Source organism: Exiguobacterium abrahamii (assembly GCF_015645365.1).
Taxonomy (GTDB): Bacteria; Bacillota; Bacilli; order Exiguobacteriales; family Exiguobacteriaceae; genus Exiguobacterium_A; species Exiguobacterium_A abrahamii.
The window spans coordinates 141,897-159,481 of sequence record NZ_JADOYC010000003.1; the positions used below are offsets into that span (position 1 = coordinate 141,897).

At 37.0% G+C, this 17,585-nt stretch carries 6 protein-coding genes; 2 read left to right on the forward strand and 4 right to left on the reverse strand.

Annotation, left to right across the window (positions count from 1 at the left end):
* Positions 1-63: 63 nt before the first annotated feature.
* Entirely contained in the window at positions 64-1,272 is a 1,209-nt protein-coding gene (locus ITJ88_RS11960; RefSeq protein ID WP_195865807.1) for a hypothetical protein, read from the forward strand.
* A gap of 179 nt (positions 1,273-1,451) precedes the next feature.
* Positions 1,452-5,636 (forward strand): AAA domain-containing protein, encoded by a 4,185-nt coding sequence (locus ITJ88_RS11965; RefSeq protein WP_195865808.1) that lies wholly within the window; start codon positions 1,452-1,454, stop codon positions 5,634-5,636.
* 118 nt (positions 5,637-5,754) lie between these two features.
* On the opposite strand, the gene brxL is transcribed toward ITJ88_RS11965, so the two are convergent.
* From brxL to brxC, 4 genes are all read right to left on the reverse strand, one after another.
* Positions 5,755-7,812, reverse strand: coding sequence for a protease Lon-related BREX system protein BrxL (gene brxL, locus ITJ88_RS11970; protein WP_195865809.1), 2,058 nt, complete (start codon positions 7,810-7,812; stop codon positions 5,755-5,757).
* 16 nt (positions 7,813-7,828) lie between these two features.
* Complete coding sequence (pglZ, locus tag ITJ88_RS11975) at positions 7,829-10,381, reverse strand: BREX-1 system phosphatase PglZ type A (RefSeq protein WP_370567806.1); 2,553 nt, start codon at positions 10,379-10,381, stop codon at positions 7,829-7,831.
* Positions 10,382-10,417: 36 nt separating this feature from the next.
* Positions 10,418-13,921, reverse strand: coding sequence for a BREX-1 system adenine-specific DNA-methyltransferase PglX (gene pglX, locus ITJ88_RS11980; protein ID WP_370567807.1), 3,504 nt, complete (start codon positions 13,919-13,921; stop codon positions 10,418-10,420).
* 70 nt (positions 13,922-13,991) lie between these two features.
* The gene (gene brxC / locus ITJ88_RS11985) at positions 13,992-17,570 is read right to left on the reverse strand and encodes a BREX system P-loop protein BrxC (protein ID WP_195865812.1); all 3,579 of its coding nucleotides are present in this window, start codon (positions 17,568-17,570) and stop codon (positions 13,992-13,994) included.
* Between the last annotated feature and the right edge of the window lie 15 nt (positions 17,571-17,585).

Genomic DNA, 17,585 nt, shown 5'->3' on the forward strand with positions numbered 1-17,585 from the left:
GTAATAAGGGAATTTTATCAATGCTACCTTGGTCTTGTTTCTGAAGAAGGAGGTCTATCTAATATGCAATCTATATTCACAATCTTACATTACTGTTCATTAGTGATTCTAATCGCAACAATCGCTTATCGCTATCAAATTGTAAAAGAGAATAAGTCTTCCGAAAAAGTAAAGAACACCACCCTTCTACTTTGGTTAAGTAGTCTCCTGTTTATCTTATCCCTACTCAATGTATATGCGTTGTATCAGCAAGATGGTCAACATGAAATCATAATGCTACCGACTTTATTTGTCATCATATTTAGTTCACTCTGTTGGATGCTCTATTACAGCTACAAAAATCTTAAAAGTCGACCCTCTCCACAGATTTTCATCCCGACTATTTTGCTATTCACACTATTTACACTCACTGTATTTGCCACTGTACTTCGTTTTGAAAATATTTTTTACATCATACTTTGCATTGGTATAGTAGGCATTTTTATGAGTATGCTTTTTTTGTTAAAGTATCAGTCTTTTAAAGAGCTTCCTCGAATATGGAAGTTTGTCTTACCTTTTGGCATCCTGTTCTTAGTGACCTCGTACGAAGTGATTACTTCAGCCCCCACTGAGATTAATTCAGAATCTACTACTAGTTCTTCTGACAATACTGATAACACGAATACAAATGATCTTGTTGATGAAGAGACAACTGCTGAAGAACCAATAACTAGCGACTCTGAGACAGAACAAGATACTTCTGTCGATACAGCAGATGCACCTGATAAAAAAATTTATGATCAAACAGAAAAGTACTATGGGTCATACAGTTCTTTGAAACTACTAAAGGTTAATAAAAAAATTGAACTAGCCCCTAATTTCTTTTACGAAATCAATCAAATCGAAGTTGGAGAGGTCACCGATTATGAGCCATTTGTCAAAAAATTTATGTTTGATGTAGAGCCTACTTCCGTATTAAAAGTAGGTGCAACTATTCAAAATAATACATCAATAGACTATTACTACTCGTTTGCCGGCACCTTTATCAATAACGGTATAAATGAGTATAGTCCTGTAGGAAAGTTCACACTTAACAAAAGCTATGATCCAGACGCAGATTTGCCACTTCTAAAAGCCGGTATGACTGATAAGGGTAGCTTTTATGTTTTTATGGAAGAATCAGCTAATACGTTAACTTCTCTTGATTTCTTGATTGGATTACCAACAGATCCTGCTACAGGAGATCCGATTGATTCTTCTTCTGACAACAGCATAACGATCGACCTTCCATAATTATAAAAGACCTTCCGATAAATAATTCAGAAGGTCTTTTTTGCTTTGCACTATTCTCTCTATCCCCTTTCCTTGTATACTAATACTGTCCTAAAAAATAGGAATTAATCGATTTATTTTTCAATAAACAGTCTCTAATTTCCTAACTTTTAAATTTACATACAAGGAGCAATCTAGTAATGAGCACTACTCGAACAAAAGCGATCAATCTGTTTCAATTCATGGCTTCCGTCAAAAAACTAGGATTAAAAACGCAACGCGATACGAAGACCTATACCGCGATTTTAGACGAGACGACACTTGCTTTCCCGAACGTCAACTCGACGTCTGATGAAAGTCAACAAACCGTAGTCGAAGTAAAGTTCCAGCCTGCTTTCACGACGGATCGTCCCATACTTCCCAATAAACTTACTGAATGGACTGTCATTAATGGCGATGACGTCACACCAAAGGCTTCTCTCCCTACTGAATTGACTTCCGTTTGGACGACTTATGAATTAGCCGTTCGAGACTGGAAAGAGAAAAAAAGACAACATGAAAAAGCCCAAGCCCTCTATGATTTGATGTACCGCATGTATCAATTCCAAACGACAGATAATGATACACACGAAATCGTCTGGTCGTTCGGTCATCTTCATTGGCCAACCCAATCCATCAAACGTCCTTTGTTCGTTCGACCGGCTGTCATTGATTTTGATACGGAAAAGAGCGTCTTCCGCATCGAAACGACACCGACCTTGCCAAAGCTCGAGTTGGACATGTTGAACTGGGATAGTGTTTGGATGAAAGCCGAGCTTTCTGAGTATGAGCTTGCCTTTAAAGAAGATCATGCTTTTGACTTTAATCCATGGGACAAGGACCAACTCCAAGAGCGGAGTGAACAAGTCTTACGCTTATTGCATGCGGATCATGCCTATGGTGAGGAAGCAGATGTCTACGTCTTGCCAAACGTCTGTCTCTACCGTCGTCCTAAATCTAATCATAGTTGGGTAGAAGAACATGAGCATCTGGCTGAAGCCATTGAACAGGACCTACCACTCTCACCAGCACTCGAGCAGTTTTTTACTTCTGACGATGCTGCCATCGCCGCACTCGATCAACAAGATCGAACAGAGTGGCAAGCGGTCGGAGAAGAGATTCTATTCCCTCTTCCGTATAACGAAGAACAAAAACGGATTCTACAACAACTCAGTAACAATGCCGGTGTCGTCGTTCAAGGTCCTCCCGGTACCGGGAAAAGCCATACAATTTCAAATTTGATTTCGCACCTGTTGGCACATGGTAAGCGGGTCCTTGTCACAAGTGAAAAAGAGCACGCGCTGACTGTTCTTCGTGATAAGTTACCTGCTGAAATTCGTGAACTTGCCGTTTCCGTTCTTGGGGCAGATTCAAAGACGATCAAACAGACAGAAACATCCTTACATGGAATCTCAAGTTATTTGAACAAGACGTCTGCTGAAGAACTGGAAGCCAGTGCTACGACGATTCGCCAGCGGTTAGAGTCGATTCGTCAAGAGATTGCATCGACTCGTCGGACGATGCTCGATCAAGCCATCGTCGAACATGATGGTCTAACGATTGGACAAGAAACAAAAACACCACTCGAATGGGCCAAGTGGATCAGTCAATCAACACTTTCAACACACATCCCAACGCCACTCTTAACAGAAGAAGCACCGATGAGTGCGATCGATATTCAAGAATTATATGAATTGATGCAAGACCAAGAGGCATTGGCTGAACTTAAAATCTTAGGGCGTCGTCCTACACGAACGTCTTTTGCCGAACCATTACTTTTTAAAGAGATCGTCAATGAAGTACAAACATTACGCGAACTTGAACCAATCGCTTCATCAGTAGCCTGGATGAAATCTGCCTCTGATGATACGAAATATCAACTCTTAGACTGGTTGCGTCAGTCGTCTCGAAAATATCCACTTCTTGAGCAATGGACAGTGAATCTGTATCGTCATTGGTTGGCACACCCATCTGATTTCGATGAACTCGAACAAGATCGCTTATCGTTCGAGCGGGCGTTGCATGAGATCGAGCAACTTGAACGAATCGTCTCTCTTCACGACTTCACGATTCCGGAAACCGATCAAGATGTCGCTGTGCTCGCAACAGAACTCTTGCCGTTGTTTGAAGGCAATAAGGTCGATGGTATGTTCTTCAAGTGGACAAAACGAAAAAAATACGCCTTCCTATTAGACGAAGTGATGATTGATCAAAAACGATTAACAAGTGCTACTGATGTCACATTATTTTTACAGCACCTGACGTACAGCGACTCACTCCGAAAATTGGAACGTACCTTTAAACATCGATTCGAGCATCACTCGATTGAGGTGACGATGCCTGAAATCACAACGTACCGAAAAGCACTTGATGTCTTCCGCTCTCTAGACGACATCATGCAACATTTCACACAAGTCGTTCGTCCATTGCAGGCAAGCTACGAACACCACGATTTCATGTATGAAGCGGACTGGCTGAAAACGCAAACACATGCACTCGAAACGTTATTAGAGCTGAATCGTTTAGATGAATTAACAGCGGAGCAGCAGACCTGGTTATCACTACTCGACGTGGCAGAATTGACGCATCCCATCACCTTACCTTTACAACAGGCAATTCGTGACTGGGATACGGATCAGTATGCAGCTATTTATGAAGAACTAAGAGTTCTAGAAACAAACGAACATCGAGCGAGCCGTTTACAAACCCTTAGTGACATACTCGAGCAAGCAGCACCAAATTGGATCACGGCGTTACGGACGAATAGTGCACCGACGTTCCACGCGCTCGAACTTCGAGATGCCTGGCACCTTGCCTATGTTAAAACTCGACTGGAAGCATTAAGTGATGCAGACGAGCGTGAACACTTGCACCGCCTCGAGCAGGAAGAAGGTCAAACCGTCGCACGTCTATGTGCCACACTGGCATGGAAAGAACAACTCAAGCGGATGACGCCTTCGAAACAAGAGCAACTGAACAGCTGGGCGACGTTGATTCGTAAAGTCGGCAAAGGGACTGGGAAACATGCCCCACGTTACCGAAAAGAAGCAGCTAAACAAATGATGCAGGCGCAAGACGCGATTCCGGTCTGGATCATGCCTGTCAACCGTGTGCTCGAATCCTTCAAGGCAGCAAGTGATCTCTTTGACGTCATCATCTTTGATGAGAGCTCTCAAAGCACGATGGACGCGATTTCTCTCTTATCACGGGCACGTAAAGCCATCATCGTCGGAGATGATCGCCAAATTAGTCCGACGAGCTTTGATAATCGGGATAACGTCGAAGAAAAGCGAAAGACCTATTTTGGGGATGATTCCACGATGGCGTTGTTCGATGGAACGAGTAGCCTCTATTCACTCGCTTCCGTTAAGTTCAGTACAAAAGTTGGATTACGGGAACACTTCCGCTGCGTCCCGGAAATCATCGGCTTCAGTAACGCTCATGTCTATGAAGGTACGATTGTTCCACTCCGCTTACCACAGCGAGCTGAACGACTGAATCCTGCGGTAAAAAATCATTTCGTCAGTTATGGCTATGTCGACGAGACGACGACGGATAAGGTCAACATTCCGGAAGCTCGTGCCATTGTTGCTGAATTAAAACGAATGATTCAAGATCCGCTCTATCACAATCGGACGTTCGGTGTCGTTTCGTTACTTGGAAATGCGCAAGCGACACAAATCGAGCGGATCGCAACATCGGAAATCGGAATTGATGTCTTGATGCAGCATCAAGTACGCTTCGGAGATGCTTATACGTTCCAAGGAGACGAACGAGATGTCATGCTTCTCTCAATGGTCGTCGCACCGAATACACGCTTCATGTCGATGACAAAAGAGACGGATAGTCAACGCTTCAACGTCGCGGCCAGTCGAGCCCGCGATCAAATGATTTTGTTCCATTCTGTGACGTTAAACGATATCGGAAATAACAATTGTATGCGCTATAAATTACTTGGGTATTGTCAAAATCCCCTCGGTGACCAAGCATCATTCGATAGTGTGAAACATCGTTTTGATTCTCCATTCGAAGAAGCTGTCTATCGTCGCCTCGTTGCACGTGGTTACCTCGTCACACCACAAGTACAAGTCAATGGCTACCGGATTGATCTCGTCGTTGAAGGTGAACACAATCGCCTTGCTGTCGAATGTGATGGAGAACGTTGGCACGGTCCAGACGCTTATGAAGCAGATATGTTCCGACAAAAAGTATTGGAGCGCGCAGGCTGGCAATTCTGGCGTGTCCGTGGACGTCACTTTTATCAAGATGCCGATCGAGCGATGGAATCGTTATGGACGACACTTGAAGAGATGGAGATAAAACCTTCACTAGTTGAATATGTATAAGCAAAAGGAACAGTCCAAAACGGGCTGTTCCTTTTATATCATGATGGTGTTTTTGAACAATTTATGTTCATTCTCTTATCTTATAAACATAATATTCATCCGAATATTTCTTGTCGATTTAACTTACACCTAGTGCCTTAAATACAGCATCTGTTGGGTCTGCATAAAATACTGGTTGTACTTTGACTAATAAATCAGGTGGGACAGTTTGTAAATCCATAACAGATGATGCAGGGATTAATACTTTTTTCGCGCCTGCATCGACGCACACTTGTAAAACACTTGCAAATTCTTCAACCTTTGCGATTGTTCCCCCAACAGTCATATTACCAATAACAACTGTACTTTCTTGAACCGGTTTGTCTAATGCCGATGAGCATAATCCAATTAGTTCCGCAATCGCAAGTTCATTCGTTAGTCCAATTCCTTGAAGATCACTAATATGCATCAAGTAATCTTTTGTTTTGGTACTAATGGTATTACTAATGCTTTTACTGTTAGATGTGAAGAAACGAAAAGCTGTGTCTAAGCTTTCTTTTGTCTCTCGAGAAGAACCAACACCTGATTTATCAAACTTACCCGTTCCACTGACAACTTGATTTTCGAGTTTGTAAACGCCTATCATACCTGAGTTACCATGTCCTACAACATAGACATGTCCAGGCTTACCCATGCCTTCAGGAATGAGCTTTCCACCACCTTGTTCCGGTACGGAAACATGTTCTTCTTCTAGTGTCTCTTTATTGATATAAGAGAACATCACATCATAAAATTCCATACCACCAATTTTCTTTAGTTGTTCCTTAACTCGGCGACGTCCTTCTAATGCATAACGCAAAATTTCTTCAATATCTTCCTTCGTATAAATTCCATTTGGATAGATGAGCTTTACCATTCCTGATACTGTTTTGCGCACGGCTATAGTATCTCGTTGGTTTAAGTTATTACCTAATTTAAAATAACGGTCTATTGAATCCGCAAACGAGCGTTTTTTCATTTCTCTAAAGAATTCAGCTATATAATCTACAATGAATCCGTATTTATCAGTAAAGAAATCTGGTCGCATTTTGGGAATTTCCCAGCCGGGCATATAATAATGCATTCGATCAAAAAATGCCGTATCATTTGCCATTTCCTCAGGGAACGGTGCAAATAAATGAGAGGTTTTTAATAAGACATCTAAACTTTGATTGATATTACCAACAAACACCATAGAGGCCGAAGCGTTCTTTTCTTCTTTACCTCTGGCAAACGATCCTGAAGCCATGTAATCCTTCATAATTTGAATACCATCTTTGTCTTTAAATCGAATACCTGCGACTTCATCAAATGCAACGCAATCCCACATTCCAACCAATCCAACTTTTCGAGTAGACATATTATAGAACAAATTGGCTACTGTTGACTGTCCACCCGATACTAAAATGGAGTTAGGTGAAATTTCTTTGTATACATGTGATTTTCCTGTTCCACGAGGTCCAAGTTCACACATGTTATAGTTGTTTTCTACGAGAGGTACCAGTCGTAAAAGTAAATGCCACTTTACACGTTCTTCTAATTGTGTCGGTTCCATCCCAGTCGATCGAATCAAGGCATCAATCCATTCATTTTTTGTAAATTGCTTGCGCCCTTCAAATACCTCATTCATGTCCATGTTCGGCATTTGAATTGGTTGAAGACTGCTAACACTAAATGGATTTGAAGCTCGTCCTTCTTCATCGTAATAATAATCAATCTTGACCATACACCAAATGCCACCGACAAGAAGTTTATCAAACTCTTTTACAAAATTAGAAGGAATCGGAACACCTTTTAATCCGAGATTCGAAAACTCTGCTTCATACGTATCAATCTTCGGATTTAAAGCTACTGTCACTTTATCAATAATTGAATATTGTCCCAGTTCACGAATTCTTGATTTGATCTTTTCTGATTCGTCTGGACGAACAAAGTTATCAGTCAAGATTTTTTTTACGCGATCTACCCCTTCTTGAATGCTCTGCTCATCATCAGTCGCTGCATACATTCCTAATAAATACTCAAGTACATATACAGGAACATTTGCACCTTCTTTAATGAGTTTAGTTAAGTCTTTACGAACAACTCGCCCAGCAAAGATATCATTTAATTTCTTATCAAGATCTAGTGTCGAATTCTCCTCTGTTCCCTCTGCCACAAGTACACCTCCTCAATTAAAAGTCAAAATCACTGACAATTCCTAAATTAATGGAGAATGGTATCTTCTCTGTTACAACTCCTGTTTCTAAATCTTTTACAAGTAAATAATAAGTTTTGTTACGATCATACGAAATGCTTTTCAAGACAAATTGAAGCTTAAATATACGATCTCCAGGGTTATCAAAGGTACGATCTCCAATAATTGTTTCTTCATTGGATAACACCGTCCCATCTGCATCTTCGATACAAATAACCACTGTACGCGGAATCATCTTATCTTCGACTTTTTCTGTTTGGAAAAAATTCAAATTGAAAATACTATTCGTAATTTTACGTGTCGAACTCGTGAGTTTGATGTCTACTTTTTGAAGAACATAAGATCCCTTTTGACCAACTCTTTTGTTTTTGTAGACAACTAATGGAACCACAACTTCTTGTAAACTGGCACCACCATGAACAAAGTTGACACCACTCCCTTGCATACGATTCCGAATCGTCCCATTTGGTACATAGGCTGTCAGTTGCTTTTCATTATCTACAATTGAAGATAGGTTAATGCCAAGTTGTCCGGAAATTTCTCGCTTTTCTTTCGACAATATATAACGATGTTTTAATTCGACTGTATTTAACACTTCATTACCTATTTTATCACTGTCTTCTAAGGCATCACGTTGATATAAAAAGCCATGGTCAGCAGTGACGTAGATGTTCGTTCCACCTAATTCATCGCGAATCATTTTAACTAATGCCTTTAACTGATTTAAGGCTGTTTCAACCGCATTAAACGTATAAATTTCAGTAGAAGCTTTATCACCCATCGCATCAATTGTGTCGTGGTAAATATATACAACGCGGTTCCCTTTAAAAGCTTCTCGACGACCAGCTTTATTCATGGCAAGCATCTCTTGGAAATGAATGGCGAGACTCTCTTCTACATAAGACTCGATAATCTTTTTGCGATTTTCGAGTCCTGCCGAATCCTTTCCATCTACCAGCACACGACCGTTTTCATCAAAATCTAAATTACGATGTGGTAGCAGAGCTGCCATACCTAACTTCGTTACAGAAGGAACTACGCCAAGCATGGATTGCATCTCACAAATACCTGTTGTTTCAAAATTCAAAAGATCTATCAGTTCCAATCCTACTTCATAACGCATAGCGTCTGAAACAATAACGAAAACACGTTCCCCTTTTCGAACATGCGGAGCAATCGTTGACGAATAAAAACTTTGCTGACTTGGAATTCCTGGAAGCGACCATTCCATAATCATTTCTGACTTAACTGATTGTGACCAATGAGAGCTCAATTCGCCGATAAACCAGTTGGTATACAAGTGTTCAACAATTTCTTTTAACTTTTTCACTAACTCGTGATTGCTTTCTTCATCATAGGCCACATAGAATTTTCGGTAATACGTGTCCATAACGTAATATTCATCACGATAAGCTTTGTATAAATCAATAGCTGGCCCTTGTGAAATCCCTTGTTGATGAGCTTTATAAAACTCCTGCATTTTTACTGTGTAATAGAGAGCTTCGTAAATCGATGCGTATTTTCCATAATAATGTTTCACACGTCTCAATTTAATCAGCTTCGTGTACTCTCCATAGTCTTCAAGCCCCTCCATTAAGTTATTCGCAATGTAGATAATAATGACTTTATCGATATAAGGGAATATATCAGCCTGTTTAAGCTCATCTATCGGAATATCTTGTAGAATGCTTGAAAGCTTAATTTCCTGCTCTACTATTTCAGAATACTGATCAAAGACTACAGCATCTGCTTTATGATGCATCCAGTGATCAATAAACACCAACGAATTCGCCTTGTTTCTTACAGCTATAAAATCCTTTACACTCGTTACGTATTCATCACTTATAGAGTGCGTGAACGCTGTGACGGTTAAATGTATAAACAAAGTCTTCAAGGTCTTAGTTTCGCGCACATAGCCATAGTAATTTGCAACATATCGCCAAAATATATCTATATCAAAAAATCGTTTCAGTTGAGATAAGGGTCGGTTTTCATTCTCATCAAGTGTATCCATTAACACTTCTTTTAACAGCGCTTCAAAATCCGGCGTTTTCACATTACACAATACACTCATAATCGCCAATTCAATTGTTTCCTCTGAGTAGGAATCGATAGCAAATGACTGAAATTTACGAAAGCGTTCTTTATTGTTAAAAAATCTTTCATGTTTTTTAATAATCGCTCTAAGAGAGGAATCTATCTGAAGTTCATTTAAGATAAGTGAAATTCGATCCGCGAAAAAGGTGTTAGAATAAAGTACTGTATCTACTAACCAATTGTCTTCTGCACTTAGTTCTAAGGTTGTATAGATCAGATAAAAGGACGTCGAATCTGCTTCCTCCAACAAATATTTTATATAAAATGAATTTTGGTGAGATAGTGTTCGAATTTTAACATTTGATAATGTTAATTGACCAATTTCATCCGTAAATTCTTCGTCTTTATCTACCCAAAATACAAGCTTTCGTTGTTCACCATCTTTTAACGGTTCATTAAAAATATCTTGTAGTGCAGACTCAATTTGTATCATATTCATAGCATTTACCTGCCTTTTAATTACTTACGGTTATATCTTTGCCACTAAACCCTTAAATTTTTCATAGTTTACTTTCACACCATCATCTAAGTCAATTTCAATTTGCATATCTGCCATATGATGAAGCAACTCGTCGTAAGCTTTCAATTCATCAATTTTTTTATCGAGAGACTTGAGTTCTTTCTTAGCGTTATTGATTTCTTTCGAAGTAGAATCTCCTTCAATAACATCAAGCAAGTCCTTCTTTTCCGCATCTAAGCGAATTTGAACTTCATGTAAATAGTCCGTCCGAATACGAGAAAGCGTAGTTTTATCATAACGGTGCATATAGATTAAGCAGCTAAACGCTTTTTCTTTACCTGATGTAAATAACCAGTAGATTGGTCGTTTTTTATAGGTTTTCACATGGTCTTTATAAAAGTCATTTAAGAAGTAGCGACGCAAAGCTTCTCTTGCTGTTTCATTTTTCTTTCGACCAATCGCCGCTGCAATAAAGTCTAGATTTTCTTCAAGTGTCTCTTCACTAAATGTTATTCGAACAAAGTCTACAATTTTTGTGATGATATCGTCTTCGAAATATGCACCTGATAAAATAGGAATAATATTGTCTTCATCTATTGAAAATGTTTTATACTGAGACACATCAAACTCTCCACCTGCGTAAATTAAACCTTCTTTATCTAACGAATAGCGACCAAAGTAACAGGCAACGAAATAAGAAAGAAAACTCTTCACGTTCTCCTTTAATTCACTTTTTTGTATTGAAATATCTTCATCACACACTTCTTGGCTTAATTCTCCTTGTAAGCCATACATTTCAATAAATATTTGGTTTAACAACTCTTCGTTTTTTTTAAAATTATTTAATTGGTTTTCTTCATAAATTTTCAATTTATTCCATGAAGATTCAAAACTTATTTGATTCTTCTCATGCATCAATAAAGGGTGTCTTTTAAAATCCCAAGAGGTTTCATATGCGTCCCAATTATGCTTAGAAATCAAAATATTTTCATCGACTTTTTGATTTACCTTTTCTTCTTCGGAAATAAGTAATGGAATTTGTATGACATCTCCTACTTTAAAATCTATTGTTGGAGATATAAATTTTAAGTAGCTCATTCCTACTTTACTATTTATAAGTGCCATTATATATTTTAATTTTTTTTCATCATCACAGAATCCTTTAGCTCCTTTAGAATCGAAAAGGAAACCCTCATTGGATAGTCTTACGGATATATTTCCAGAACTCAATGCAGACCACGTTATACCTTTTTTGAAACTAAATTCACCATTATAATTGTGCGATCTTATTCTGCCAGTTGTTTTATCAATGTTATTCTTAATTTCAAATCCATCATTTTCCCAATTTACAATATATTCATTGTTTCCATACCATTTTCTATAACTTCCTCCTTTATTGTAAGGAACCCATTTTATTTTTTTATCAAGTGCATCTTTTGTACTTTGACAAGTAAAGTTTATTGAATTATTTATAACTTCAAACCAATTTTTTAGAAATTTATTATTATCAGCAGTAGCCATACCTTCTCTTGTTGTTAAATAAGAACCGATTGAGAGACCATTAAAGTTTTTTATCATCTTTTCACTTACCCAATAAGCAATTGGATTTCCTGGTATTTTTTTTAGGTTTTTTGCAGAAATTTTTCCGCTTCTATTTTCAAAAATCGGAAATTTAATCGGAGTCTCTTTCGAACTAATGTCTTTGTAAGTTACTTCAGTAAATGTTCCTAGGTATTGATTTACATGTACATTTCTAAAAACTGTAGCAGCAGTTCCAAATGCAATTCCCATTACCATATTATCCATGTGTAATAAAGTTGAAATTGTTTTTTGATCTAATATTTTTTTTCTCATTTTTTCATAGCTAGATAAAAACATCCACGACTGCATAGTAACCATACTATTGAAACCTGAATCTTTTAGTAGTTCAAAACCTCTTTCAATAAAAGCTGCAAATAAGTCACTCTTTGTATCAGGATAATATGTATTTAGATATCCTATGAGATTGGGATTCATCCCTCCTCTTCCCATGTAAGGCGGGTTTGTACAAACTACGTCATACTTTTCATTTAGTAAATTAGATTGTTTTAGCAATAATGGTAGTTTTTCTTCTAGTACTTGTTTATCAACTAATTCAAACAAATCAACTTCTTCTGATTTGTATTTTTCAAGAAATTCTTCAAGCAAACCATATTGTGATAGTTCAACTTTTAATAATGAACCGTATTCTTTTGCATCTTTAAAATTATTTTTTAGAGAAAATAGTATATTTTGAATTTCAATATTATTTTTTGTGATTTTTTTAATCATATTATCTGTAAGCCAATTACTTTCTTGAATAGAATAAATATTTGGTTTTATTGAATCTCTAAAGATTCTTCTGGATTTTTCTCTAGCTTTCATCATTACTGCAAAAGAAGCCATTTGCGCTGCACGATCGTCAATATCAATTCCATACAGATTTTTCTCTAAAATTAATATAGGAATTTCACTTTCAATATATCCTTTTTCAAGATATAACTCATAAAAAATATCAAATGCATATACGAGTACATGACCACTTCCACAACATGGATCAAGAAATTTTATTTCTTCAGGATTTACGTTTTTGTACTTTATTTCTTTAAGTTGTTTGTTAGTATTTTCTTCTTGACTTGCTTCCTTTAAATAATACATCCATTCATTTTTTAATGAACTTTTTGGGTAACTTTCTGTCCAAATACGCCCCAAGGAATTTTCTACCATATAACGCACAATCCAATTAGGAGTGAATAGCTGTGTTGCTGCTGGCAATTTCTCTTTTGTTATTTTGATATTCTTCTTCAAATTTGTAAAAACTTCTTCTTTTTCTTCAGATATATAGTATTGATAAAGCCATCCTATTATCTCCACTTTATACCAATTATTTTCGGATATTATCTCTGTATTTGTCATTTTCTTTAGAAACGAATCTGTTCCAAGTAATCCATCGGGGAAAAGAATTTCAGAATAATCTTCAATCGTCTCGAACATAAATGGCATATAGCGATTCAAGTCATTGCAATGCATTTTGATCAAGTATTTAAATAACTCATCTGTTTTATTGTTCAGTTTTAAGTCATATACGTAGTCTTTATCCAAATTTAAATTTAAAGACAATGCTTCTTTCATCATGTCGGGTTCTACGCCACCTGAATTGGAAGAAAGCACGCGAACTTTTGTCGGAAGGTAATCATTTACCTCCATGTAACGTAGTGCCACAAAACGATTGAACCATGTGTATGCCGTCTCGTTCATTACATGATCAAAACCTATATTATTAATTCGAGAAATAAGTTTATTTCGCTGTTTTCTTTCTGTATCGGAAAGCTGTCTACCTTCAATGAAAACAGCGTCTGAACTTTCTATACTTACTTTTTGAATTGACTCCGCAGTAATACCCAGTTTTCTAGCTTGAAGTTCTACTTTTTCAAGTAATTCCCTTCTTGCTTCAATTGCGAATTTTTTTAATGCTGATTTATTCAATACATTCACTCCTTATGAAAATGACAGACACCGACAAACTAAATTTTGTCGGTGCTGATATCTTTTAGAAACCCATGTGTTAATCAATAAATTTGATTTCTTTATTTGATTTAATGATTTGTTTTAACTTATGAGACAATGCATTAATATATTTGTCTACATCTTGTTCTGTCTTTAATATATTTATATCAACTAATTTTTTCACTTTTACACTTTCTGTACGAATTTCCAGCGCGCTAATTGGTGGCTCAACAACCTCATCGCCACGTTCTCTTTGACGCTCTCCTTCTTTTTTACGTTGCCATTCAGCAATTTCTCGTTTGATGGTGAGAATACTCCGTTCTTTAAAACTTGTACTTTGAGCAATCGTTGCATCAACTTTATAAATATCAGTAAATTCATCTAAATTAGTCTGAAAGCTGGTATAACGACCTTCAATTTGCTGCTTTGTTTCGTTAGATACTCCGTATTGTTTAGCATATAGGGACAATTCATCATAATCCACCTTTAGCTTTTCTTGAACATTATTTTTTTTCTCTGATAAGAGGGAAGTCATTTGCTTTTCTAATTCGTGAATTAATTCTGGAATTTCTTTAATTTTACGATAAGGAATTGGGTTTTTGATAATATCCTCAAGACTCATCATAGCCTTCGTTACAGTGTCCTCTGACAAATATGCTTTGTTTTCTTCGTACTTGTTCAACCCGGCTAAGCCTTGATCAAAAATCTCTTTCTGATTCGTGTCAAAGAAACTCTTTACATAGACGATATCTTCTTCCCAATCAATCAAGTCTTCTTCGTGCTCTTTTAACTTGTTAAAGAATGTAACATTATCGATTTTTTGATTGAATTGAATAAAGTACTCAAGCCCTTTATCAAGTAGGCTCATTCCTGGATATTTTCGTCCTTCGTAACGTACTTTATACGAATTAATTTCGTCTATTTGTTTACTGATGAGTACACGAATATCTTTGACAAGACCATCCTCATCATCTGCTAAATCTGTTGTATTGAAAACTTCTCTGCAGACTCGCTTGGCTGCCTGAATGAGTGCAACGTCAACCTTCATTCGTTTAAAAAGAAATGCTTTATCCGATTCGCCTGCTTTTCCAAAGACTGTTATTAATTTATTTGTATCTACCTCAGGTTCTAAGTACTCTGAATTGTATCGAATGCGAATACGTTGTTCTTTTAACAACTCTGCAAGCAAACCGGCAATATCCATTTGTTTCCACCCAAACGGCTTATCTTGAAAGCGATCATATACCAATTTAACACGGTTTTGTTTTTGTGCTTGATTCTGCATATCGATAAATTCATAGACTTCTCGTTTAGCTAATTCGTTTGGTTTTGTTATGATGCTATCGTCTAAAGATAACTGATCATTGGTTGAAGTTAAAGTAGCGATCAATTGTCGCTCATTCTCTATATTCTCTTTTATATATCCTAACTTAAAATATACATTATCGATTAACAGTTTAAAGGCAAAGTTAATTTTTTCTTTTACAGAAGAGCCTTTACTATCCATTTTGTCTCCGTTGACAAAGAATGATCCATTTTTAATCGCATCATCTAGCAGCTCACGTACTCTTCTTCTTCTTTCACGCACTTCGGCTTGCTTGTTGTTTAAGATGTTTTGAATATTTTCTGGAAGCTGTGTAATGTTCTTTTTCTTACGAAACTCTTCTATCTTAAGTGCTTCTTCTATTTCCTCAACGTATGCTTCACTACCCCCTAATTTAATTACCATTTCGCTACTGTCTGAAGTCATCATCATCATTTCCTGATCTGACTTTTGGTAGTTGTCTGATAGCGGAGATAAAATATGCAATCCGATAGTAGATGTCTGCGCCCCATAATTTTTTTCGTCCATTTTTTGATTAAAACTAAAGGAATAAAATTTATTATAGGTAAATCTTTTATCCTCGTATAAATCTTGGAAGATATAGTTCGCTAACTCACGTTTAATAACGTCTTCATCAATATTCATCTGTTTAATTTCACGGTTAATATCTTGTTCCTCATCTGTTAAGAACAGATAGTGATCGCCATTTTTTTGAATCAATGTTTGTCCGATTAGCTTTCTCAAAGAAATCTTAATTTTTTCTTTAAGCTGCAGCTTATCTTCATCAATATGGGTAACCATGAGTGTAGCAATATTATCGATGTTTGACGGCAATTCTTTAATGTATTTAATCATGAATAGTACTTTCAATAAATCCTGATTAAATTGATCATTTTTCAACGCAGAATTCACTGTTGCTCCTTCAATAACTCTTGATATCGATGGGCTTAAAAATTCTTTTATTGTATCGTAGAAAGCATAGAAAGGAATTAGGGATCCTTCCACTTCGTCTTTGTATCGTAGTCCAGCTTCTTTAAAAGCAGAAAGCATTGAACGTTCGCCTTCAGATAAATGTTTGCCTGATGAGCCATGTTTACGTACTTGTTCAAATACATTTTGCAATAACTTAAATTGGTACGGGACGAACGGGTAAACTTCAGCAAACTCTTGCTCATTATTGTATCCTCTAAGGTCCGCTGTACTACCAGTGAAACTGATGAGGTTTTTTAAAATTGCGCTTTTTTCAGGGTATAGCACTTTTAGTTTGTCATTAACGTGCTTATGCTTCTCCAAAATCCGCTTTTTAATAACCTCGTCGACTGATATCGAAGATAACGATAGTCTTGTATCAAAACGTCCTTGAATACGAGAAAAATCATCACCTTTAACTTTTACGATGGAATCAATACTTTCTTGAGATGTCACCATAATCCATACTTTCCCTTGCGCATGTGTCCCTAAATCCTCTGTTAGTGTTTGCAAGTTAAGCATTAAATCACGACTATCTCCTATGTATTGACCAATCTCATCAACTAAAAATACCAAGTGAAATTTCGGTCCTTTTTCATCGATGTACTCTTTCACGTCTCTTGAGAATTTTTCAATACTAATTTCAAAATTGTTTACACCTTCATTAAACCAGTCACGTGCAGTTTCTTCCGACATATCTGTCGCTTTGGTTAATGCCCCGATGATATAATCTGCATCGAAGTAGAAGCTGTTACGGCGTTCCTCCCACATTTCACCTGCTAACGTATAAAATTCTTTTTTAAACGTTTCATAAAAACCTCGTTTATCCAGGTATTTCTCCATTTCAGCTACCCCTGGAATATCTCCATAATAGCCTCTATGTTCGTAAAACACTTTCATGAAAACGCGCAAAATAGCATCTTCTTTTGATTTGCTACCTAAAGAACTTTTAGAATCAATGTTAAATAAAATCACTTCTGTATCCACATCAGCAGTACGTTTCATGTTGGAATAGACTAATGTATCTTGTACTTTGTTTTCAAAGAAGTCGATTGGATGTTTTCCTTTAACAGACTGATTCTCTAATAGGTATGCGAGAATTTTAAGAAAGTGAGATTTACCGGATCCAAAGAATCCACTAATCCAAACACCCATTTTATCTGTCTTTCCGTTAATTCCTTTTTGATAATTGTCGTAGAACTTCGAGAAATGTTTGTGCAACTCTTGTGTGACCACATATTCATCAAGTTCTTGATAAATATCCTTTTCATTCATTTGTGCGACTTTAATAACCCCACGTATATCACGTTCAATGTCCTTTAAGAACATCTCTTTTAGTAGCATGTAAAATCCTCCTCG